This window comes from Enterobacter dykesii (genome assembly GCF_008364625.2).
In the GTDB taxonomy this organism is placed as follows: Bacteria; Pseudomonadota; Gammaproteobacteria; order Enterobacterales; family Enterobacteriaceae; genus Enterobacter; species Enterobacter dykesii.
The window spans coordinates 1,325,514-1,347,416 of record NZ_CP126604.1 but is presented as its reverse complement, the minus strand read 5'-3'; the positions used below and the strand labels follow the sequence as shown (position 1 = coordinate 1,347,416).

Annotated in this window: 20 protein-coding genes and 1 pseudogene; 15 read left to right on the top strand and 6 right to left on the bottom strand. The window is 54.4% G+C overall.

All coding sequences use genetic code 11. The features are described from left to right. Positions 1–259: 259 nt before the first annotated feature. Positions 260–1,147 carry a threonine/homoserine exporter RhtA gene (rhtA, locus tag F0320_RS06365; RefSeq protein WP_023334998.1) on the top strand — a complete coding sequence of 296 codons (888 nt, stop codon included), beginning with the start codon at positions 260–262 and terminating at the stop codon, positions 1,145–1,147. Between the two features lie 299 nt (positions 1,148–1,446). Continuing rightward, the gene (dps, locus tag F0320_RS06360; RefSeq protein ID WP_010428924.1) at positions 1,447–1,950 is read left to right on the top strand and encodes a DNA starvation/stationary phase protection protein Dps; all 504 of its coding nucleotides are present in this window, start codon (positions 1,447–1,449) and stop codon (positions 1,948–1,950) included. A 45-nt stretch (positions 1,951–1,995) separates the two neighbouring features. Here the strand turns inward: dps and F0320_RS06355 are convergent. Further along, a pseudogene (locus F0320_RS06355) lies at positions 1,996–2,201 on the bottom strand (IS4 family transposase); the annotation flags it as partial. A gap of 200 nt (positions 2,202–2,401) precedes the next feature. Then, the gene (locus F0320_RS06350) at positions 2,402–3,133 is read right to left on the bottom strand and encodes a hypothetical protein (RefSeq protein ID WP_126328081.1); all 732 of its coding nucleotides are present in this window, start codon (positions 3,131–3,133) and stop codon (positions 2,402–2,404) included. A 200-nt stretch (positions 3,134–3,333) separates the two neighbouring features. Here F0320_RS06350 and F0320_RS06345 point away from each other — a divergent pair, with 200 nt between their 5' ends. The 5 genes from F0320_RS06345 (at position 3,334) to ybiO (ending at position 9,067) form a co-directional block, all read left to right on the top strand. Beyond that, positions 3,334–3,960 carry an SHOCT domain-containing protein gene (locus tag F0320_RS06345; RefSeq protein ID WP_233443212.1) on the top strand — a complete coding sequence of 209 codons (627 nt, stop codon included), beginning with the start codon at positions 3,334–3,336 and terminating at the stop codon, positions 3,958–3,960. A 562-nt stretch (positions 3,961–4,522) separates the two neighbouring features. Continuing rightward, complete coding sequence (glnH, locus tag F0320_RS06340) at positions 4,523–5,266, top strand: glutamine ABC transporter substrate-binding protein GlnH (RefSeq protein WP_013097464.1); 744 nt, start codon at positions 4,523–4,525, stop codon at positions 5,264–5,266. 84 nt (positions 5,267–5,350) lie between these two features. Beyond that, complete coding sequence (gene glnP / locus F0320_RS06335; RefSeq protein WP_014169254.1) at positions 5,351–6,010, top strand: glutamine ABC transporter permease GlnP; 660 nt, start codon at positions 5,351–5,353, stop codon at positions 6,008–6,010. Then, positions 6,007–6,729: a glutamine ABC transporter ATP-binding protein GlnQ gene (gene glnQ, locus F0320_RS06330; protein ID WP_023310879.1), complete on the top strand. Its 723-nt coding sequence runs from the start codon at positions 6,007–6,009 to the stop codon at positions 6,727–6,729. The genes glnP and glnQ overlap by 4 nt, the downstream gene beginning before the upstream one ends. Positions 6,730–6,853: 124 nt before the next feature. Beyond that, on the top strand, positions 6,854–9,067 hold the full coding sequence (gene ybiO / locus F0320_RS06325) for a mechanosensitive channel protein (protein WP_126328080.1): 2,214 nt from the start codon (positions 6,854–6,856) through the stop codon (positions 9,065–9,067). A 45-nt stretch (positions 9,068–9,112) separates the two neighbouring features. On the opposite strand, the gene rlmF is transcribed toward ybiO, so the two are convergent. Continuing rightward, the gene (rlmF, locus tag F0320_RS06320) at positions 9,113–10,024 is read right to left on the bottom strand and encodes a 23S rRNA (adenine(1618)-N(6))-methyltransferase RlmF (protein ID WP_185807225.1); all 912 of its coding nucleotides are present in this window, start codon (positions 10,022–10,024) and stop codon (positions 9,113–9,115) included. Positions 10,025–10,267: 243 nt separating this feature from the next. On the opposite strand from rlmF, the gene mcbA reads away from it, so the two are divergent. The 3 genes from mcbA (at position 10,268) to ybiJ (ending at position 11,473) form a co-directional block, all read left to right on the top strand. After that, positions 10,268–10,534 (top strand): DUF1471 family periplasmic protein McbA, encoded by a 267-nt coding sequence (gene mcbA / locus F0320_RS06315; RefSeq protein WP_126328078.1) that lies wholly within the window; start codon positions 10,268–10,270, stop codon positions 10,532–10,534. Positions 10,535–10,660: 126 nt separating this feature from the next. Beyond that, positions 10,661–10,927: a DksA/TraR family C4-type zinc finger protein gene (locus F0320_RS06310; protein ID WP_047650645.1), complete on the top strand. Its 267-nt coding sequence runs from the start codon at positions 10,661–10,663 to the stop codon at positions 10,925–10,927. 285 nt (positions 10,928–11,212) lie between these two features. Continuing rightward, the gene (ybiJ, locus tag F0320_RS06305; protein WP_023310874.1) at positions 11,213–11,473 is read left to right on the top strand and encodes a DUF1471 family protein YbiJ; all 261 of its coding nucleotides are present in this window, start codon (positions 11,213–11,215) and stop codon (positions 11,471–11,473) included. Positions 11,474–11,591: 118 nt separating this feature from the next. Here the strand turns inward: ybiJ and ybiB are convergent, their stop codons facing one another. Then, positions 11,592–12,554 (bottom strand): DNA-binding protein YbiB, encoded by a 963-nt coding sequence (ybiB, locus tag F0320_RS06300; RefSeq protein WP_126328077.1) that lies wholly within the window; start codon positions 12,552–12,554, stop codon positions 11,592–11,594. A 269-nt stretch (positions 12,555–12,823) separates the two neighbouring features. Between ybiB and F0320_RS06295 the strand changes: the two genes are divergently transcribed. From F0320_RS06295 to F0320_RS06275, 5 genes are all read left to right on the top strand, one after another. Beyond that, positions 12,824–13,360, top strand: coding sequence for a fimbrial protein (locus F0320_RS06295; RefSeq protein WP_047650644.1), 537 nt, complete (start codon positions 12,824–12,826; stop codon positions 13,358–13,360). Positions 13,361–13,428: 68 nt separating this feature from the next. After that, entirely contained in the window at positions 13,429–14,103 is a 675-nt protein-coding gene (locus F0320_RS06290) for a fimbrial biogenesis chaperone (protein WP_126328076.1), read from the top strand. Positions 14,104–14,128: 25 nt separating this feature from the next. Further along, positions 14,129–16,672 (top strand): fimbria/pilus outer membrane usher protein, encoded by a 2,544-nt coding sequence (locus tag F0320_RS06285; protein ID WP_149323888.1) that lies wholly within the window; start codon positions 14,129–14,131, stop codon positions 16,670–16,672. 20 nt (positions 16,673–16,692) lie between these two features. Continuing rightward, positions 16,693–17,685 carry a fimbrial protein gene (locus F0320_RS06280; RefSeq protein WP_047650673.1) on the top strand — a complete coding sequence of 331 codons (993 nt, stop codon included), beginning with the start codon at positions 16,693–16,695 and terminating at the stop codon, positions 17,683–17,685. Then, a complete protein-coding gene (locus F0320_RS06275) occupies positions 17,682–18,185 on the top strand; it encodes a fimbrial protein (protein ID WP_126328074.1) in 504 nt (167 codons plus the stop codon). The genes F0320_RS06280 and F0320_RS06275 overlap by 4 nt, the downstream gene beginning before the upstream one ends. Here F0320_RS06275 and dinG read toward each other — a convergent pair. Continuing rightward, positions 18,172–20,349, bottom strand: a complete 2,178-nt coding sequence (gene dinG, locus F0320_RS06270) for an ATP-dependent DNA helicase DinG (protein ID WP_126328073.1) — start codon at positions 20,347–20,349, stop codon at positions 18,172–18,174. The genes F0320_RS06275 and dinG overlap by 14 nt on opposite strands. A 97-nt stretch (positions 20,350–20,446) precedes the next feature. Next, on the bottom strand, positions 20,447–21,826 hold the full coding sequence (gene rhlE, locus F0320_RS06265; RefSeq protein ID WP_047650640.1) for an ATP-dependent RNA helicase RhlE: 1,380 nt from the start codon (positions 21,824–21,826) through the stop codon (positions 20,447–20,449). Between the last annotated feature and the right edge of the window lie 77 nt (positions 21,827–21,903).

Below are 21,903 nucleotides of genomic sequence, written 5' to 3'. Positions count from 1 at the left end.
TTTCCTGTAACAGAACGTTTCCAGCCTCAGCTATCTCTTTCAAATCACATGCAATTTTCACTACTAAATGCGCATATTGCGCGCACGCGCCGTTACATTCATCCAGATTATTCCTAATCTATCAGGCGATAAATCCACCAGCGCTTAACCATTTTACGGATTTGACACGGTTTTTTTTCAACAGCGCCTCAACCGTTGCCGCTTATTTCCTTTACACTGCAACCTTTACCTCATTTGACATAAGCTGACAGGAGAAAGGATGCCTGGGTTATCCCGCACGTCGTCGGTCTGGTTGCCGGTCGCAGTCATACTCATTGCCATGTTGTCCATTCAAAGCGGTGCTTCGCTGGCAAAATCACTTTTCCCGCTGGTCGGTGCACCAGGGGTGACAGCCCTGCGTATCGTGCTGGGCACGGCGATACTGGTGGTCATTTTCAAACCCTGGCGTCTACGCTTCAAAAAGGAGCAGCGTTTACCCCTGCTGTTTTATGGACTTTCCCTCGGGGCAATGAACTATCTGTTCTACCTCTCTATTCAGACAATACCGCTGGGGATCGCCGTCGCGCTGGAGTTTACCGGCCCGCTGGCGGTGGCGCTTTTCTCCTCGCGACGTCCGGTCGATTTTATCTGGGTCGTGTTAGCCGTTCTGGGCTTATGGTTCCTGCTGCCGCTGGGCCAGAGCGTCGCTGAGATCGATCTGACGGGCGCAGCCCTGGCGCTGGGAGCTGGCGCCTGCTGGGCCGTCTATATACTTACGGGCCAGCGTGCAGGAGAAGAGCACGGTCCGGCGACCGTCGCGCTGGGGTCCCTGATCGCTGCCATCGTCTTTGTGCCCATCGGCATGGCGCAGGCGACCGAATCTATCTGGCAATGGTCCGTCATGCCCATCGGGCTGGCGGTCGCGATTCTGTCTACCGCACTTCCCTACTCTCTGGAGATGATTGCCCTTACGCGTCTGCCGACGCGCATATTTGGCACGCTGATGAGCATGGAGCCTGCGCTAGCCGCCATTTCCGGGATGGTGTTTCTCGGCGAAACTCTGACATTGACCCAGACGCTGGCGCTTTGCTCGATTATCGCGGCATCAATGGGCTCGACGCTCACCATGCGCCCGGAACCGAAAGTTGAGAAAGTGGATATTAGCTAAGGCCATATATTCTGCATGGCTTCCATGCCATGCAGAATAAAGGCCAAAAAGACAGACGTTATAATTTTTTACATTCTTTGCGCTATTTTCGAAATATCCCTCTGCGTTTACACGCCTATCCAGCAATTAAGATTGATCTGTATCAATTTAAAAATAAATGTTTATTTTCAATGAATTAAATTCACAAGCCACTTCTCGCTATTAAACCGATAGGCACAGCCAAACCGCAGAGATAAAATCCGGTGCTATACTTAGTTCCGTAATTACCTGGGACATAAACATCAAGAGGATATGAGATTATGAGTACCGCTAAACTGGTGAAAACGAAAGCGTCTAATCTGCTTTATACCCGTAACGATGTATCGGATAGCGACAAAAAAGCGACCATTGAGTTGCTGAATCGCCAGGTGATCCAGTTCATCGATCTTTCGCTGATCACCAAACAGGCCCACTGGAATATGCGCGGTGCAAACTTTATTGCCGTTCATGAAATGCTGGATGGCTTCCGCACAGCACTGGTGACCCACCTCGATACGATGGCTGAACGTGCCGTTCAGCTAGGCGGCGTGGCGCTGGGCACCACGCAGGTGATCAACAGCAAAACGCCACTGAAGAGTTATCCGCTGGATATCCATACCGTTCAGGATCACCTGAAAGAGCTGGCGGACCGCTACGCGATTGTGGCCAATGACGTGCGCAAAGCGATTGGCGAAGCCAAAGACGAAGATACCGCAGATATTTTCACCGCCGCCTCCCGCGACCTGGATCAGTTTCTGTGGTTTATCGAATCTAACATCGAGTAATTCATATAATTGCTCTATTAAACCCTCGCCATGACGCGATGCCGTTCACATAAGCGGAGCGGCACTGTGTTTCACTGAATAAAGGGTTTTTGATATCTTAACCGCCCGCGGCCTTCATGGTCGGGGGCGTTTTATTATGAACAACGCTTCCAGATTTCCACGCAGATGTTCCAGCTTTTTCGAGATGGTTCCTGGTGACGCTCTATTTCCAGCACTAGCCTGTCCGTCGCTATAAGCAAGTACGCGATCTTGAGCAAGGTGTTAACGTCGGGTCGAGGATAAAAAAACGGCAGAGCGCATAATCGCTCTGCCGCCAAACGCTAATGCTTAATTTTTCGGCGAAAAAAGAGAGCAAGACATATGATAAAAATCATATTTTCAATGAATGTTAAAAAAGCAGCCTCGCTCTTGGCCCTTCACGCGCCCGAACAGACGAGGAAGCTTGCTGCCCTTACTGTTCAACGATCGAAATAACATTCCCGGTTCGCAGATCTACCCGCGCAGAGACAGTCTCTTTGACTATGCCACCAAAGGCGTTGGTGCCACGGAATGTGGTATCTATCGTGGCATGCGGATCGTCGGTCAGAACCAGATGATACCGTGTGGAGAGGTGTTTGTAGGAAGAATCATCATGCATGTCGGCTTTGATCATGGCCTCTAATGGACGATAAGCCCCGTTCCAACCGCTAAAATTATCCTGGAATGTATCGAAGTTGATGCGTTTTGCCAGCATCTCAGGACTGGAACGGTATTCAGTGACACACCAGTTTGCTATCACGCCAAACGGTGTGTCACCCTGCGTGGTGTAGCTGTTCTGGCTCACGCAGGCATAAAACCCCTCTTCTGACGCGACGGGCACCTGACGATATGCCATATAAGCAGCCACAATCTTGTGTCGCGTATCCTTACGCTCCCTACGATACTCGGTAAGGGTTTTATCGGCATATTTGAAAGGCGGCGGGGAGACATCCGCATTCTGCGGCTGATCCTGTTTTTTCACAACGGCCGGACTGCGGTCGGCCGGTAGCAGGATGGCATTGATTACGCAGAGGCCCAGAAAACCGCCCAGATAAACGGCACTGGCTTGCTTACGACCGGGCATTTTGACCAGCGAGGGTTTAATCAGGCCAATAAAAAAGGCCACAAACAGAATAAATGCGATTAAAGAAAGAAAAGTGCTCATCGTTATCCTTTTGACTGTATATATCCATTAAAAAACAATGTCATATTATCAGAAAATAAGATCTAATTAGGGAGTAATTCACTCTCATGCGCCAGCATCGGAAGAGACGTGGCGGTCGTCTTTATTCTGCCGGCAGGATTCTTTCTTAGCATCCGCTCGCTGACCTCTCCGCGTCTGAAGCAGATCATCCGGTAAATACCGTGTACACAATCGCCTTTCAAGAAGTGCAGTTATCCCGGGTATGCAATATGATAGATGATTCATTTTGCAGTGACTTCAATCCGATGCAGGCCAAATGCATCGGTCTTCTTAAAGGGAGTTTTTTGATGAAAGAAAATAAGCACGTCAGCAAATTCGAAGCAAACCATCTCAATCCTGGTGAAGCCGTTCTGCAGTGGGGAGAAGGCTATATCGGCAAAGTGATGGGACAGGGTAAGGACAAACAGCACAACGGTGTACTGATCGTTACGGGCCAGCGAGTGGCATTCTACCGTAAAGGTTTTCTCGGCGAGGTGATTGAGACTATCCCGTTAAAATCCATTACGTCGATTGAACGCAAGTCCACGCTGGGTCACCGGGTCATTCGGATCCATACTTCCCACGACGATCTGGAATTTAAGATGTTCAGCAAGGATGCAGAACTCGCCCTGATTGAGGCGATTGAAGCTGGCCGCCGAGTGAAGACGGAAACACCAATAGCCGAACCGGCTATGACCCATCAGGATCCCTATGAGCAGCTCAAAAAGCTTTCCGAACTCAAAGAGAGCGGGATCATTTCGGAAGAAGAATTCCAGGCCAAAAAAAGCAAATTAATGGAGCTGATTTAACGTTCCTTCCTCCGGGTTAACAGGGGAAATTATTGGATTCCGCAGCCAATTCACCGGAGAACGGTTTTTGCTATCTTAATCGCCCTCGACCTTGCTGGTCGGGGGCGTTTTTTGCCTCACGCCGTGCACCTCACAAGATATTCCTCGGACATATCAGTACTCTGGCAGTGAAGATTTCTCTTTCCGTGCCTGTTTTGACACTTTCAGTTTCAGCTGCCTGTGACCTGTGCCATTGGTGAGGGTTTTGCACATCTATGGTGCACAGTTTTTGTCTGCACACCTGCAAAAGTGAACGAAATGTAATAATCACCTCACACAACCGTTAACGGAAGATTGTTTTTTCGTCAGAATTTACGCTAAATATCTCCCCGTCAGTTGAGCCAAACGAAGCGCACCAAAACGGTGCTCCACTTTGGTGCAATAAAGCCTCATTGCCCCATTTATTGTGCAATGCATGACATCATCCCCTTTGCAAAACAATAGCTTGTAAAGTTGGCACGATTTTTTCATTGTGCCACCTGTTCTCGCAGGGGATCGCCCCGTGGATATAAAAGGAAATGCTATGAAGTCTGTATTAAAAGTTTCACTGGCTGCACTTACCCTGGCTTTTGCAGTGTCCTCTCAGGCTGCCGACAAACTGGTTGTGGCGACCGACACGGCGTTCGTTCCGTTTGAATTCAAACAGGGTGATAAATACGTTGGTTTTGATGTGGATCTGTGGGCCGCTATCGCAAAAGAACTCAAGCTGGATTACACCCTGAAGCCTATGGACTTCAGCGGCATCATCCCGGCACTGCAAACCAAAAACGTTGATCTGGCACTGGCAGGCATCACCATTACCGATGAACGTAAAAAAGCGATCGACTTCTCTGACGGCTACTACAAAAGCGGCCTGCTGGTGATGGTCAAAGCCGATAATAACGACGTAAAAAGCGTGAAAGATCTCGACGGCAAAGTGGTGGCAGTGAAGAGCGGCACCGGTTCTGTTGATTACGCGAAAGCAAATATCAAAACCAAAGACCTGCGTCAGTTCCCGAACATCGACAACGCGTACATGGAACTCGGCACCAACCGTGCTGACGCTGTTCTGCACGACACGCCTAACATCCTGTACTTCATCAAGACAGCCGGTAACGGCAAGTTCAAAGCCGTTGGCGAGTCTCTGGAAGCGCAGCAGTACGGTATCGCGTTCCCGAAAGGCAGCGACGACCTGCGCACGAAAGTTAACGGCGCGCTGAAAACGCTGAAAGAGAACGGCACCTATAACGAAATCTACAAAAAATGGTTCGGTACCGAGCCTAAATAATAAGACGTAAAAATGACGTTCACTCGGGGGCGACCTTTCGCCCCTGCTATTTTTGAAACACGGTAACAGTAACAGGAAATTATCATGCAGTTTGACTGGAGCGCCATCTGGCCTGCCATTCCTATCTTGCTTGAAGGCGCTAAAATGACCCTGTGGATTTCGGTCCTGGGTCTGGTTGGTGGGTTGATTATCGGTCTTGTCGCCGGTTTCGCCCGCACCTACGGCGGCTGGATCGCAAACCACATCGCACTGGTTTTCATCGAAGTGATCCGCGGCACGCCTATTGTCGTGCAGGTCATGTTCATCTACTTCGCCCTGCCTATGGCGTTCACCGACCTGCGCATCGACCCGTTCAGTGCAGCCGTCGTCACCATTATGATCAACTCAGGCGCCTACATTGCGGAAATCACCCGCGGTGCGGTGCTGTCGATTCATAAAGGTTTCAGTGAAGCCGGTCTGGCGCTAGGTCTTTCTCGTCGCGAAACGATCCGCCACGTTATTCTGCCGCTGGCGTTGCGTCGCATGCTGCCGCCGCTCGGTAACCAGTGGATCATCAGCATTAAAGATACGTCGCTGTTCATTGTTATCGGCGTGGCCGAGCTGACCCGTCAGGGACAGGAGATCATTGCTGGCAACTTCCGCGCGCTGGAAATCTGGAGTGCGGTAGCCGTTGTCTACCTGATCATTACTCTGGTTCTGAGCTTCGTTCTGCGTCGTCTTGAAAGAAGGATGAAAATCCTGTGATTGAATTTAAAAACGTTTCCAAGCACTTTGGCCCAACCCAGGTGCTGCACAATATCGATCTGAACATCAAGCAGGGTGAAGTAGTGGTGATTATCGGGCCATCCGGCTCCGGTAAATCCACCCTGCTGCGCTGCATCAACAAGCTGGAAGAGATCACCAGCGGCGATCTGATCGTCGACGGCCTGAAGGTAAACGACCCGAAAGTGGACGATCGTCTGATTCGTCAGGAAGCGGGCATGGTGTTCCAGCAGTTCTACCTGTTCCCGCACCTGACGGCGCTGGAAAACGTTATGTTTGGCCCGCTGCGCGTGCGCGGTGCCAGCAAAGCGGCAGCGGAAGCGCTGGCAAAAGACCTGCTGGCGAAAGTCGGCCTGGCAGAACGTGCGCACCACTACCCTTCCGAGCTGTCTGGCGGTCAACAGCAGCGTGTGGCGATTGCCCGCGCCCTGGCGGTCAAACCGAAAATGATGCTGTTTGATGAGCCAACCTCTGCGCTTGACCCGGAGCTGCGCCACGAGGTGCTGAAAGTCATGCAGGATCTGGCGGAAGAAGGGATGACGATGGTGATCGTAACCCACGAAATCGGCTTTGCTGAAAAAGTGGCGTCCCGCCTGATCTTTATTGATAAAGGCCGTATCGCGGAAGACGGTAACCCGCAGGAATTGATTGCGAACCCGCCGAGCCAGCGTTTGCAGGAGTTCCTGCAGCACGTCTCCTGATCCATCGCTTTACGCTAAGCCGGGCTTGCCCGGCTTTTTTACGCCAGATTGTTCCCAAAAATCCCACTCCTCGCCCCGACTTCTATACTTATCATTTTGTTCGACATTTTCACCGGAGGACGCCGTGCCGTGGATCCTGTTGCTGTTGATTAGCCTGTTTAGTGCGCCATCGTTCGCCGTCGCGATCCCCGGAGTGACCACCGGCGCCCCTGCTGCCCAGCAAAGTACGCCACCTCCGGAACCCGATGTTGAACAGAAAAAAGCCGCCTACGGTGCGCTTGCCGACGTCCTTGAAAACGACACCTCCCGGCAGGAGCTCATTGGCCAGCTGCGCAAAGCCGCCGCCACGCCGCCGCAGGAGTCGGTGCCAACCCTCGCTCCTCCGCAGGTTGAGGAGCAAAAAACGGTGCTGGAAAACGTCACCGACGTGAGCCGCCACTATGGGGAAGCGCTCTCCTCGCGCTTCGCTCAGCTTTACCGCAACCTGATTGGCTCACCGCACAAGCCGTTTAACCCGCAAACGTTTACCGCCGCCGCCACGCAGTTCCTGATGCTGGCGGGTGCGGTATTTCTTTTTTACTGGCTGGTGCGCCTGTGCGCGTGGCCGCTGTACCGCAAAATGGGGCAATGGGGACGCAGGAAAAATCAGCATAAAAGCAGCTGGCTGCACCTGCCGTTGATGATAGCCTCAGCGTTTATCATCGATTTACTGCTGCTGGCCCTGACGCTGTTTTTAGGCCAGATGCTTGCCGACAGGCTGAATGCAGGCAACAAAACCATCGCCTTTCAGCAGTCGCTTTTCCTGAATGCCTTTGCCCTGATTGAATTCTTCAAGGCGCTGCTGCGGTTACTCTTTTGTCCACACGTGCCGGAGCTGCGGCCTTTCTCCATTCGGGATGCGAGCGCGAAGTACTGGGCGCTGCGTCTGAGCGTGCTCAGCGGGCTGATTGGCTACGGCCTGCTGGTTGCCGTGCCTATCATCTCCAACCAGGTGAACGTCCAGTTTGGCGCGCTGGCAAACGTCCTAATCATGATCTGCATTACCGTCTGGTCGCTGTATCTGATCTTCCACAATAAAAAAACCATTACCCAAAGCCTGCTGAATCTGGCCGATCGCTCCCTCTCGTTCTTTAGCCTCTTTATTCGCGCGTTCGCCCTGGTGTGGCACTGGCTGGCAAGCGCTTACTTCATCGTGCTGTGCTTCTTCTCGCTGTTCGACCCGGGCAATAGCCTGAAATTTATGATGGGGGCGACGTTCAAAAGCCTGGCCATTATCGGCATCGCGGCGTTTGTGTCGGGGCTGCTGTCGCGCTGGATCTCGAAAACCATCACCCTGTCGCCGCAGGTCCAGCGTAATTACCCGGAACTGCAAAAGCGGGTAAACGGCTGGATGTCGGTATCGCTCAAAGTGGCGCGCATTCTCACCGTCTGCGTGGCGATTATGCTGCTTCTGAATGCGTGGAGCCTGTTTGATTTCTGGAACTGGCTGCACAACGGTGCGGGTGAAAAAACGGTTGATATCCTGATTCGCATCGCGCTGATTTTGTTCTTTTCCGCCGTCGGCTGGACGCTGCTGGCGAGCCTTATTGAGAACCGTTTGGTATCGGATATTCACGGCAGGCCGCTGCCCAGCGCCCGGGCAAGAACGCTGTTAACCCTGTTCCGCAACGCGCTGGCGGTGATTATCAGCACCATCACCATCATGATTGTGCTGTCGGAAATTGGTGTGAATATCGCCCCACTGCTGGCGGGTGCCGGTGCCCTTGGGCTGGCGATCTCCTTCGGGTCGCAAACGCTGGTGAAGGATATTATTACCGGCATCTTTATCCAGTTTGAGAACGGGATGAACACGGGCGATCTGGTGACCATCGGACCGTTAACCGGCACCGTGGAGAGGATGTCCATCCGTTCGGTTGGCGTGCGTCAGGACACCGGGGCCTACCACATCATCCCCTGGTCTTCGATCACCACCTTCGCCAACTTTGTGCGCGGGATTGGTTCCGTTGTGGCGAACTACGATGTGGATCGCCACGAGGATGCGGACAAAGCGAAGCAGGCGCTGCGCGATGCGGTAGAAGAACTGATGCTGATGGAAGATATTCGCGGGCTGGTGATCGGAGAGCCGTCATTTGCCGGCATCGTCGGGCTGACGAACACGGCCTTTACCCTGCGCGTGTCGTTCACTACCCAGCCGCTGAAGCAGTGGACGGTACGCTTTGCGCTCGACAGCATGGTGAAGAAACACTTCGATCTGGCGAACGTGCGGATGCCAGTACAGACTTATCAGGTATTGCCGCCACCCGCATCGCCGCTCCCGCCGCAGGAGCCGACGCTGTAACCGAGCCGGGTGGCGGCTTCGCCTTACCCGGCCTACGACGGAGTGCTATTTGCGACGTTTGTTATTGTCCATAAACGTCCAGGCAATAAAGCGGCTCTGTTTCTGGCCCTGCGCCATCTCTTTTTTCACCACTTTTACGGCGCCCGCTTCGGTCAGCGCGCGGTAGAGCGGCGGCAGGTTATCACCGCGGGAAACCAGCGTAGTAAACCACTTCACCTGACGGCCAAACTGTTTGCTTTCCGCAATCATGCGAAGGATAAACGCCACTTCGCCCCCTTCACACCAGAGCTCCTGCTGCTGACCACCGAAGTTCAGCGCAGCATCTTCAGCCTGACCCAGGTTACGGCGCTTGCGCTCGCTGCCCGCACGGGCCGATGCCGCCGAATCATGGAACGGCGGGTTGCACATCGTGGCGTCATAGCTTTCGTTTTTGTGAATAATGCCGTTGAAGATCGACCCTGCATCTTTCTGACGACGCAGGCGAATGGCGCGGCTCATTCCCGGGTTAGCGCTGATAATCGCCTGGGCGCTGGCAAAGGCCTCGTCACCGATTTCGCTTCCGGTAAAGCGCCACTGATATTCATGCGCCCCGATCAGCGGGTAAATCAGATTCGCCCCGGTGCCAATATCCAGAATGGTGGCCTGCGGCGGAACAACACCCTCATTGCCTTCGGCAAGAAGGTCGGCAAGGTGATGAACGTAATCCGCGCGGCCCGGCACAGGGGGACAGAGAAAGCCTTCCGGAATATCCCAGTGAGCCGCACCATAGAAATGCGCCAGCAGGGCTTTGTTCAGCATTTTAACCGCCTGCGGGTCAGCAAAGTTGACCGAGGGCTCACCCGCTGGGGTCTGAACCAGGTAGTCCTGCAGCGGCGGGCAGCTCAGGCATAACGCGTTCATGTCGTAGCGGCTGCGGTGGCGATTTCGCGGGTGCAATCCCGGCTTTTGGGCAGTCATGGCATTCTCCTTTAAACAGCGGCGTAAGATACCCTTTGCTGGCCCAACGGTAAATCTTTCTCTGCGGCGCTCAAAAACTCGCCACAAATCAAACACCTTTATGTCTATGATTCGTCAGCGAATTGTCAATTTATATCGTTCAAAAAATAAGCAGATCATCATCAAATATTTGCGCTAAGTCACACTCGTCAGGCTTCTAAACTTAAAGGGAATCACCTGTTGTTTCCTCATGAGGATGTGATTATGAAAAAGTACCTGACCCTTGCTGTTATCGCCGGCGTTCTGGCGACCGCTTCATTTTCTGCCATGTCCGTTCAGTCGCTGACCGAGAGTAACGATACCAGCCAGCTGCGTCCAGCAGGCACCGTTTCGGTAAGCCGTGCCAGTAACCTTGACGATCTACAGGCTAAGCTCGCCGAAAAAGCCCGTCAGGAAGGCGCAAAAGGATTCGTGGTAAACTCCGCTGGCGGAGATAACCATATGTACGGCACTGCGACCATTTATAAATAACCGGCCTCTTCTATAATATAAGACTGCATCTGCCCAACGGATGCAGTTCTCTTCTCCCTTCGCCTTGATTGTTCAATTTTTAACCCCATAGTAAACGTATGGCTAAACCGATTTCAGGAGGACGCTATGGCTTCCGGCTGGGCAAATGACGACGCTGTTAACGAACAGATCAACAGTACAATTGAAGATGCGGTTGCACGTGCCCGCGGTGAAATTCCGCGCGGCGAAAGCTTAACGGAATGCGAAGAATGCGGAGACCCCATTCCGGAGGCTCGCCGAAAAGCCATTCCCGGCGTACGGCTTTGCATTGCCTGCCAGCAGCATAAAGATTCAAAAAACGCATCACACTCGGGATATAATCGCAGAGGTTCGAAAGACAGCCAGTTACGTTGACTTTGCTTTACCGAAGCTAACCGAGCGCACGCGTTCCTTTACGCTCACGGTTTTTAGCCAGACGCGTAGCAAAACGTGCCCTTCGTAGCGCTTCTGTAAAGCGCCACCGCAAGAAGTGTAAAGGGGTGCTTTGAATTTATTAATATTCAATAAGTTATTTGTCATTCAATTTTTTTGAGTAACCACGTCAATTCTCTTCGATTTTATCACTCGCAAAAAACCGTGATACTTATCACATCGACGGAACATCGTCCCCTTAACAGAAACACCTGCGAGAGATTAATTATGAAAACCATCAAATATGCTGTAGCTGCTGTTGCCCTGTCCGCTCTGTCTTTCGGCGCTTTTGCCGTAGAGCCTGTCTCTTCTACTCAGGCACAGAACATGAACAAAGTTGGTGTGGTGAGTGCTGATGGCGCCACCACGCTGGACGGTCTGGAAGCCAAACTGGCTGAGAAAGCCGCTGCTGCCGGTGCAAGCGGATACACCATTACTTCCGCTAACGGCAATAACAAGCTGAGCGGTACCGCGGTTATCTACAAATAATCGCCTGAACGAATGCTGTTCCCTCGCCAAACCCTCTGGTGAGCTGCTCCAACCCTCATTGACCCTGTTGTTTGTTACCCTTGCTTGCCCGTCCGCCACTGGACGGGCTTTTTTTTGTCTAAAACGCCTGCGCCACGCGTTCAAGCCCGGCCTGAATGGATTCCACTTCTCCGGTTGCCAGCAAACAGCAGGCCATCTGCAGCTTGATTGAATGCGGAACAGGAACATTTCCGGCAAGACACTGCTCAATCCAGTGGGCTGTAGTATGGGGATCTTTTGCCTCAGGCAGTATCACACCGGTATTCTCTTCCCCGCGTTCCAGAATGGCGCGCGTACCTGCAGAATCAATCAGCATCACCTGCGGGCAGCGCTGCGGGTTGGCATAAACCTCGCCTTCCGTGCCGTGCATCAGCAACGCTCTTCCGCCAATTGCCTCAAAGAACTGCCCCACGCGCGCCACGTATTCCGGGTGCGAGACGCTGGAAAGACGCAGAGCGGCATCTTCGCCAAACGGCGTGGCCAGTTTCGCCAGCGTGTGCGCGCTGTTGCGCACGCCCATGCGCCAGCGCATATCGAGCTGCTTTTCCAGCGGCGGGCAGAGTGTGCCGACCGGGATATAAACAGGCTGATGGCCATCCAGCTTCGCCTGCGCCTGACCTGCATGACGCGTGGGCTCAACGCCCAGCATCCCAAAAATGGTCTCCGTCAGCACGCGAGTGGGATCTTCGCTGACGCCGTGCACCACCACCGGGAACCCCAGCTTGTGTAATAAGATAGCGAGCAGCGGGGTTAAATTTGCCTGCTTGCGCGCGCCGTTGTAGCTCGGGATGACGATTGGCATCGGTTTAGCCACCGGCGGCGTTAAGCGCAGCGTTTGCGCCTGCATGGCATCATAGAAGCCGCGCATCTCCGCTTCACCTTCGCCTTTAATACGCAGCGCAATAAGGATACCGCCCAGCTCCAGCTCAGGTACCTCGCCGTTAAGCATGCGGGTATAAAGCGCACGCGCGGTTTCATGGTCCAGGTCGCGGGCATGGTTTTTCCCGCGCCCTACCTCTTTGATAATTTTGCGATAATCCACGACATTCCTCCTGACAGCCTTATCTTGTTAACAATATAGCCCTGATGATGTCGCCGCTGTTAGTTTTTTTGCCCACCCTGTGGTTTTTTATAATCAATTGTTTTATTAAGAAAAATTATTTTGCAAGAATTAATTGAATTATTTGGAAGCCGCGCGGGACCTTTCCCGGCCTGAATTTTCTGATTAAATACTCAGCGGTGAGTAGTTGAGACATAACTTCGAATAATGCGGGATGCAGAGGTCGAAAGGAGAAACATACAGGTTTAAATATGAAAAAAGTGACTTTAGGTTTATTCATTGCTGCCGCTTTGGGATGCTCTGCATCTTCTTTCGCAGCATCCACCGGTGAAGGGCAAATTAACTTCACAGGTGAAATTATCGATTCCGCCTGTCAGGTGGTTAACGGCTTAAGCAGTCCGCTGAATGTTGCGCTGGGCAAAGTCTCCAAAACAACATTTACCGGCGCAGGCTCTACCAGCACCTTAACGAAATTTGATATTCAGTTAAAAGACTGCCCGGAAACGGTCACGTCTGCAGCCATCAATTTCGGTGGTACGCCCGACGCGGATAATAATACCACGCTGGCCTTGACCCCGGGTGCGACGACGGCAACCGGCGTGGCGATTCAGCTGGTTGATTCTTCCGAACAGCCCGTCAGTTTATATACGCCTTCGAAGCAGTATCCTTTAGCTGCTGGCACGACGGTAAATAATCTGGAGTTTGGCGCACGTTATATTCAGACTCAGGCATCGATCACTGCCGGGCAGGCTAACTCAGCGTCTACTTTTACCGTTATTTATAACTGATACGATCAATAAGGAGATATTCACCTTCACGCGAAGGTGAATATCTCCTCTTTCTTTGAGACAGATTTATGCGACACAGTTATTTATTAAGCGCACTTTTACTGACCGCAGTAACAGCCCATGCAGGTGTAATAATTAATGGCACCCGACTGGTTTATCAGGGAGAGAAAAAAGAGTCTTCGATTGGGATTTCCAATCCGGATGATATTAACTATCTGGTACAGTCCTGGGTGGATACCGGTTTGAAAAAAGACGGTAAAGCACCGTTTCTGATTACCCCGCCTCTGTTCCGTCTGAACGCTAAAGAAGATAACGTGCTGCGCGTGGTGCGTACCGGCGGAAATATGCCAGAAGATCGCGAGTCGTTATACTGGTTAAATATTAAAGCCATTCCTTCTTCAAGCCATGAACAGGGCGTTAATACATTACAAATAGCCATCAATACCCGTATTAAATTGCTGTATCGCCCTGCATCGATTAAAGGCAAACCCGAAGAAGTGGCAGATAAACTGGAATGGCACCGCGAAGGCAACGATCTGGTGGTAAACAACCCCACGCCTTTCTATATGAATTTCCAGAGCGTAACGCTGAACGGCCAAAAAGTGGCAAAAGCGACCTGGGCTGTGCCTGATACCTCTACCCGCTTTGCCCTTCCGGCAAATATGAACGGTAACACCGTAAACTGGTCGGTCATTAACGATTACGGAAGCATCAGTAAAACCTGGTCTGCATCCGTTCGTTAATACTCTATTTGACGCCTGGATAATCATGTACAGCACAACTAAGCCGCTATTCCGTCGACTGAGTGAAATGCTGCCCACTTTTTGTGGGATAGCGGTGACATGCTGCGCGCTGCAGGCCCATGCTGATGATTATTTTAACCCTGCCCTGCTGGATATTGATAATCCAGAGCAGGCAAAAACCGATCTCTCTGTTTATGAAAACGGTCCCGGTCAGGCGCCGGGTAAATATCAGGTCACGATGTTCGTCAATAACAATAAAATCGACACACGTGACGTCCTTTTTACATTACAAAAAGATGCGCAGGGAGATAATTCTCTGCAGCCTTGCCTGAGCCTGGATGAATTAACGCATCTGGGTATCAAAACCAAAGATTATCCAAAGCTGGCGGCAAAAGGGGAATGCGCGGATCTGAGCGCTATCCCTTCGGCCTCGGCGACTTTCCGCATCAAAAACCAGCAGCTATTGCTGAGTATTCCCCAGTCGGCGCTGGGCCAGGTGCCTCGCGGCTATATCGATCCGAAAGAGTATGACGAAGGGATCACCGCGGGCATCCTGAACTATAGCGTTAACGCCAGCCAAAGCCACGCCCGCCAGCAAGGGGAAGCGGACAAAAGCAGCCAGTTTATTAACCTGCGCCCCGGCTTTAACACCGGTGCCTGGCGCGTGCGTAATTACAGCACCTGGAACCACAATTCGGACGGCGGTCAGGACGACGGCAAGCTGACCCCGGTCTATACCTATGCCCAGCGCGATATCGTGGGGCTGAAGAGCGAGATGACCGTGGGTCAGAGCAGCACCCAGGCCGACGTTTTCGACAGCGTCTCTTACACTGGGGCACAGCTGGCTACCGAAAGCGACATGCTGCCGGACAGCGAGCGCGGGTATGCCCCGGTGGTTCGCGGCACGGCGCACAGTAACGCCCAGGTGGTGGTTCGCCAGAATGGCTACGTTATCTATCAAAACACCGTGGCCCCCGGTGCGTTTGAGATTAACGATCTCTACCCCACCGGCAGCAGCGGCGATCTGAACGTCACGGTAAAAGAGACCGACGGCAGCGAGAGTCATTTCGTGGTGCCGTTTGCCTCCGTGCCGGTTCTGCAGCGGGAAAAGCACCTGAAGTACAGCGTCGCGGCAGGGCGCTACCGTTCATACGATAAAGAGGTTGAGAAGACCCCTTTCGCCCAGGGCAGCGCCATCTATGGCCTGTCACATGGCGTCACCGTTTATGGCGGTACACAGCAGAGTTCGCATTACCACTCCACCGCGCTCGGGGCGGGGAAAAACTTTGGTGACCTCGGTGCGTTCTCCGTAGACGTTACCCGCGCCAAAGCGTTACTGAAAAAGCGCAAAACCAGCAAAGGGCAATCCCTTCGTCTGCGCTACAGCAAAAATTTTACCGCGACCGGCACTAGCTTCTCGCTGGCGGGTTATCGCTATAACAGCAAAGGCTTTTACACCCTGCAGGACACTATGGAGTCCTGGACCCGTGCAAACGACTGGTCCGCTCCACAGCAGCGCCGCGCGCGGGCGGAGGCCACCATCGACCAGACGCTGGGCGATAAGTGGGGTTCGGTGACGCTAAGCCTGGTGAAAGAGAGTTACTGGAGCCAGAGTCAGGATATGACCTCCCTGAGCGTTAACTACAACAACAGCTGGCACGGCGTGAGCTATAGCCTGAGCTACAGCGTCAATAAAAACAGCGATGACACGGATGAGGACGGTAAATCCATCAGCTATGACCGACAAATCGGCCTCAACGTGTCGGTTCCGCTCGACCGCTGGCTGCCTAATACCTGGGCAAACTACAGCCTGAACAACAGTAAAGACGGCACCACCCATAACCTGGGCCTGAATGGTACCGCGCTGGAGGGGGACAAGCTGAGCTGGAACGTTCAGCAGGGGCTGGACAGCGCCAATAACAACACTTCCACCAGTATGAATGCAGATTACAAAGGCACCTACGGTGAAGTGCGCGGCGGCGTAAGCCAGGACAGCCATCAGCACACTGTGAACGCCGGGATCCAGGGCGGCATCGTCGCCCACTCTGACGGCGTCACCTTCGGCCAGACCCTGGGCGAAACCGTGGTGCTGATTAAAGCGCCGGGCACACATGGCACGCACGTTGCCAACCAGACGGGCGTGGAAACGGACTCTCGCGGCTATACGCTGGTGCCGTTTGTCACGCCGTGGCGTCACAACCCCATTTCACTGGACACGGAGACACTGCCAGAAGATGCCGACGTCACGCACGCCTCGCAGACGGTAACACCGTCACGCGGCGCGATAGTTCGCGCCAGCTTTGATACCCGCGTGGGTAAACGCGTCTTAATGACGCTGGCCTGGAAAGACAAACCGCTGCCCTTCGGCGCAACGGTCACCACGGAAGATAAGAGCAGTGAATTTATCGTCGGCAACGACGGCCTGGTGTATCTCACCGGCCTGCCGCAGCACGGACGCCTTTTCGTTTCCTGGGGCAAGGAGGCGAGCGAGCATTGCGTCGCCGATTACGCCCTGATGCAGGAGAAGGATGACACCAACATTATTAACGCTGCCGCGCAGTGCCACTGATTAACACCGGACCGATCATAATGCAGATAGCAAAATCGTTTTTCTTACTTGTCGTTCTGACGACGGCAGCACTTTTTATGCCGCACGCGAAGGCTTCTTGCCAATCGCCGAGCCTGCCCGCGCTGCTATCGTTAGCGTCTATTTCAGTGCCCACCAGCCTGCCCGTGGGGTCGACCATTCCGGGAACTGAACGCAGTGTCCACATAGCGGGAAACTGTTACTCCGCGCCGGATGCGGGTCAGCCAATCATCGCGTGCTACAACGGCTTCGGCAAAGAGATACCCGGGATCCCCGGCGTCTATGAAACAGGCGTTGCTGGTGTCGGCATCTCGCTAAGAAATGATAAAGGACAGCGCGTGACCGGCGCGGCGGACCAGGTTTGTTCGGCGAACATGCCCGTAGGCCAGGTCTCCGGTACGATAAACAGCGACTCTACCATCCCCTTTAGCTTTGACGTGACGCTGGAACTGGTAAAAACCAGCGAAACCGTGGCTTCGGGCGCACTGACGATGAGCAATACGCAATTCAACCTTGCTGTTGCACGCATTGAGGCCCTGGGTGACCCTAACACCATCTCTTACTCAGGCAATGTCCAGGTAAAAGCTGTGACCTGCACTGTGTCACCCAAATCCCTGACTATCATACTGGGTGATTTTCCGGTGAGCCGTTTTACCGGGGCAGGAACCGTGGTCTCCCAGTCGGTATTCAATATCGGCATGCTCTGCGATCGGGATGTTCAGCCGGAAATGATGATCGCCAGCGCCAATGGCTATGAAACGAATTTTCCCGGCGTGATCAAATTAACGCCGGAAAGCGGCGTGGCGACCGGCGTCGGGGTGAAAATGCTCTTTAACGGTCAGATACCTGCTTTCGGGCAATATATGAATACCTTTACCACCTACGCCAATATCCAGTCGCAATATCCCTTCAGCGTCTCTTACGAACAAACCAGCGCGGAGGTGACCCCCGGAACGGCGAATGCCGTCGCAACCATTACGGTGGCCTACAAATGAAAACCTTATTAGCCCTTTTACTGCTTGGAGTAGCCAGCCAGAGCCTGGCGGAGGAGATTCAACTCGATATTCGCGGAAACATTTACGCCAACGCCTGCCAGGTGGACAGCGCCAGCCAGAACCTGACGGTCAATCTGGGCAAAGCGAATACCGGCGATTTTAAGGACGTGGGCGATACCGGACAATGGAGATCATTCGACTTAACCCTGTCGAAATGCCCAACCACTGCCGTGCTGGCCACGGCCACCTTTCACGGTCAGCCAGACAGCATTCATCCGACTAAATTCGCCAGCAGCGGAACCGCGAAAGGACTGGCGCTGGAGCTTGCCGACCCGCAGGATCAGATCTCGCTTGCCCCGGACGCCAGCTTCAGCGTATTGATCAACCAGAACGATCATACGGCGGATTTCCCGCTGGCCGCCCGCTATTACGCTACCTCATTGCCGGTCACGGCAGGAACCTTCAGCAGCGTGGTGCAGGTGACTTTTATTTATCAGTAGGTCTGCGCCCCTTAGCACGGACGCTTTTCTTACGCACGGCGGTGAGTTTGACCGGCTGTTTTTTTACCTCAGGCACCTCCGGCTGTTCGATCGGGAAGATCGGCAGCGCGTTCAGGAGCCGTTGGCCGTAATTTTTGGTGAGCAGACGTTTGTCATAAATCACCACCTCCCCCCAGCAGCCGTGGCTACGAATCAGACGCCCGACCTGCTGAATCAGGTTAAACGACGCCGCAGGTAAACTCTGCACCTCAAACGGATAGCGGTTGAGGCTTTTGAGCCATTCGCCTTCGGTGATCACCACCGGGCTGTCGATGGGCGGGAAGGCGATTTTATGGATATGCACCTGCGTCAGGTAGTCCCCTTTCAGATCCAGACCTTCAGCAAAGGACTGTAGTCCCACCAGCACGCTGCGCTCGCCGCTATCAATGCGTTTACGGTGGTTTTCCACCAGCCGGTAGCGCGGCTGATCCCCCTGCACCAGCAGGAGTAAACGCAAATCGGTGACGTGTTCCAGGAAGCGCTGCATCGCCCGCCCGCTGGCAAACAGCACCAGCATACCGGGGTACTTTTTACTCTCGACCTGCTCGCGGAAGTAGGCCGCCATCTCCGCAATGTGCTGCTCTTCGTTGTCGATAAGCGGCTCGAATTTCATGCGCGGAATGACCAGCTTGCCCTGCTCGCAGTGGTTAAACGGCGAGTCCAGCGCCACGAAACGGTCCCCCGCTTTCTCTTTTAGCCCGCTCATCTCCTGCAAACGAGAAAAACTGTTCAGGGAGCGCAGCGTGGCAGAGGTGACAACCACGTGCGGCACGCTGCGCCAGATCAGCTTTTCCAGCTGATCGGCCACGCGGATGCCCACGCAGTGGAAAAAGAGATGGACCTGCCCGTCCCGCACTTCGCGGGTGGCCCATTTGGTGACCGGTGCGCCGGACGCCTGCGCCATCGAGGCCAGCCGCCAGAGCTTGCTCTGGGCTTCGAACATGCCCAGCGCGCGGTTCATCTGCAGCAGAACGCGGTGCAGACGCACCACGTCATGCGAGCCCGTTTTCTCGCTGAGATCGTTTAAGAACATCTCCGCCAGCCCGCGCAGCTTTTCCAGATGCTTCGCCAGCTGCTGGCAGATCTCCATCACCTCTTCCGGTAGCTCACCCATCGCAAAGCGGTGCTCAGCTTCCTGGGTTGCCGGAAGATAAAGATTCAGGATGTTGTTCAGCGATGAAATGAGGCTATAGATCTCTTCACAGTGGTCGCTCAGCCGCTCCGGCACCGCCAGCGGCGGCGTGGTTTTCGGACGGAATTGCTCCATGCAGGTCGCCACCAGCTTGCAGAAGAGATCCAGCTGCAGGCGGAACCACGGAGCGGTTATTTCGGCGCTCATCTCCAGCGCGTCCCGCGCCACGTCCGGCAGATGGTGTCCTTCGTCGAGCACCAGCAGCAGGTTTTTAGGCTCCGGCAGCACCGCTTCGCTCTCCAGCGCCGCCATCACCAGCGCGTGATTCGCGACCACTACCTCCGCCTCCTGGATCTCACGCCGGGCGACAAAGAACGGGCATTCGCGGTAGTAGTGACAGTTGCGGTTCAGGCAGCTGGCTTTGTCGGTGCTGAGCCTGCGCCACAGGTCGTCGCTGATGGCCTGGCTGGTGTGATCCCGCAGGCCGTCCCACTTATAGCCGTCGAGCTCGGCTTTGAGTTTTGCACACTGCTCCTGCTCGGCCTTATTGTTTGGCGTCAGCTCGTCGTCCAGAAACGCAAGCAGATCCTGCTGATTCGTCTCGCTGCTGGCCAGCGCCGCCAGGTTACGCGGGCACACGTAACGCCCGCGACCAAAGGCGGCCGTAAACCGCAGGTCGGGGATGATTTTGCGCAGCAGGGGCAAATCTTTGCTGAAAATCTGGTCCTGCAAGGCCACGTTGGCGGTGCTGACCACCAGCGTTTTGTCCTCTTCCCGCGCAATCGCGATGCCGGGAATGAGATACGACAAGGTTTTCCCGACGCCGGTCGGGGCTTCAATCGCCAGATGTCGCCCGTCGTCCCCGGCGAGCGTTTTTGCCACGTCAGCAATCATCTGCCGCTGCGGCGCTCGGGGGATAAAATCGGGGATCTGCTGTTGTAGCGCCTTATACCATGCGCCAATTTGCGCCTTGAGCGCAGCGGTTAAAGCCATCGGAAAACCTGAAATACTGTATAAACAGCCACTATTGTGGCACTTTCTTATCGCTGCCGCAAAAAGAAAAGCCCGGCTTTACGACCGGGCTTCCAGATTACTGCGGGTTAGCAGGCTTGCGCGGGCGGCGTCGACGCTGCCCTTCTCCTGCCGGTTTCCCTTCGCCGCTGCGCCACGGGTTTTCACCCGCTGGTTTGCTGTCGTTGTTACGACGCGGCGGTTTGCCGGATGATTTCGGCGCGCCACCTTCGCTACGACGCGGCTGCTGACCGCGACCGCCGCCGCCCTGACCGCGACCGCCCTGACGACCGTTCTGAATCGGCTCGGCTTTGATAGACGGGTCCACTTCGTAGCCCGGGGTTTCGATGCGCGGGATCTCTTTCTTCAGCAGGCGCTCGATGTCGCGCAGCAGCTTGTGCTCGTCCACGCAGACCAGAGAAAGCGCTTCACCGGTTGCCGCCGCGCGGCCGGTACGACCGATACGGTGCACGTAATCTTCCGGCACGTTTGGCAGCTCGTAGTTCACCACGTGCGGCAGCTCTTCAATGTCGAGGCCACGGGCGGCGATGTCGGTCGCCACCAGCACGCGGATGTCGCCGGATTTGAAGTCCGCCAGCGCACGGGTACGCGCGCCCTGGCTCTTGTTACCGTGAATGGCGGCGCTGCGGATGCCGTCTTTATTCAGCTGTTCCGCCAGGTGGTTCGCGCCGTGCTTGGTGCGGGTAAAGACCAGCACCTGCTGCCAGTTACCCTGGCCGATCATCTGGGAGAGCAGTTCCCGCTTGCGCTTTTTATCCACAAAGTGAACGTGCTGCGTCACCTGTTCGGAGGCGGTGTTGCGGCGAGCCACTTCCACTTCCAGCGGGTTATGCAGCAGCTTTTCCGCCAGCGCCTTGATTTCGTCGGAGAAGGTCGCGGAGAAGAGCAGGTTTTGACGACGCGCAGGCAGCTTGGCCAGCACGCGACGAATGTCGTGAATAAAGCCCATGTCGAGCATGCGGTCGGCTTCGTCCAGCACCAGAATTTCGATGCTATCAAGCTTCACCGCGTTCTGGTGTTCCAGATCCAGCAGACGGCCCGGCGTTGCTATCAGCACGTCCACGCCGCCGCGCAGCTTCATCATCTGCGGGTTGATGCTTACCCCGCCGAAAACCACCAGAGAGCGAATGTTGAGATAGCGGCTATAGTCACGCACGTTCTCGCCAATCTGCGCCGCCAGCTCGCGGGTTGGGGTGAGGATCAGCGCACGGACAGGACGACGGCCTTTGGCATGCGGCTGGTTTTTTACCAGCAGTTCCAGCAGCGGCAAGGTAAAGCCCGCGGTTTTGCCGGTACCGGTCTGGGCGCTCGCCATCAGGTCACGGCCCTGAAGAACGGCGGGGATCGCCTGCTGCTGGATTGGGGTTGGCTCAACGTAGCCCTGCTCTGCGATCGCGCGCAGAATTTCCGGGTTCAGGCCAAGGGAATCAAAAGACATAAAAACTCCGAACCGCCCCGACCATCACAGGTGTAGTTTTCAGGGAGATATAACGAATAGGGGAGGACAAAAACCAC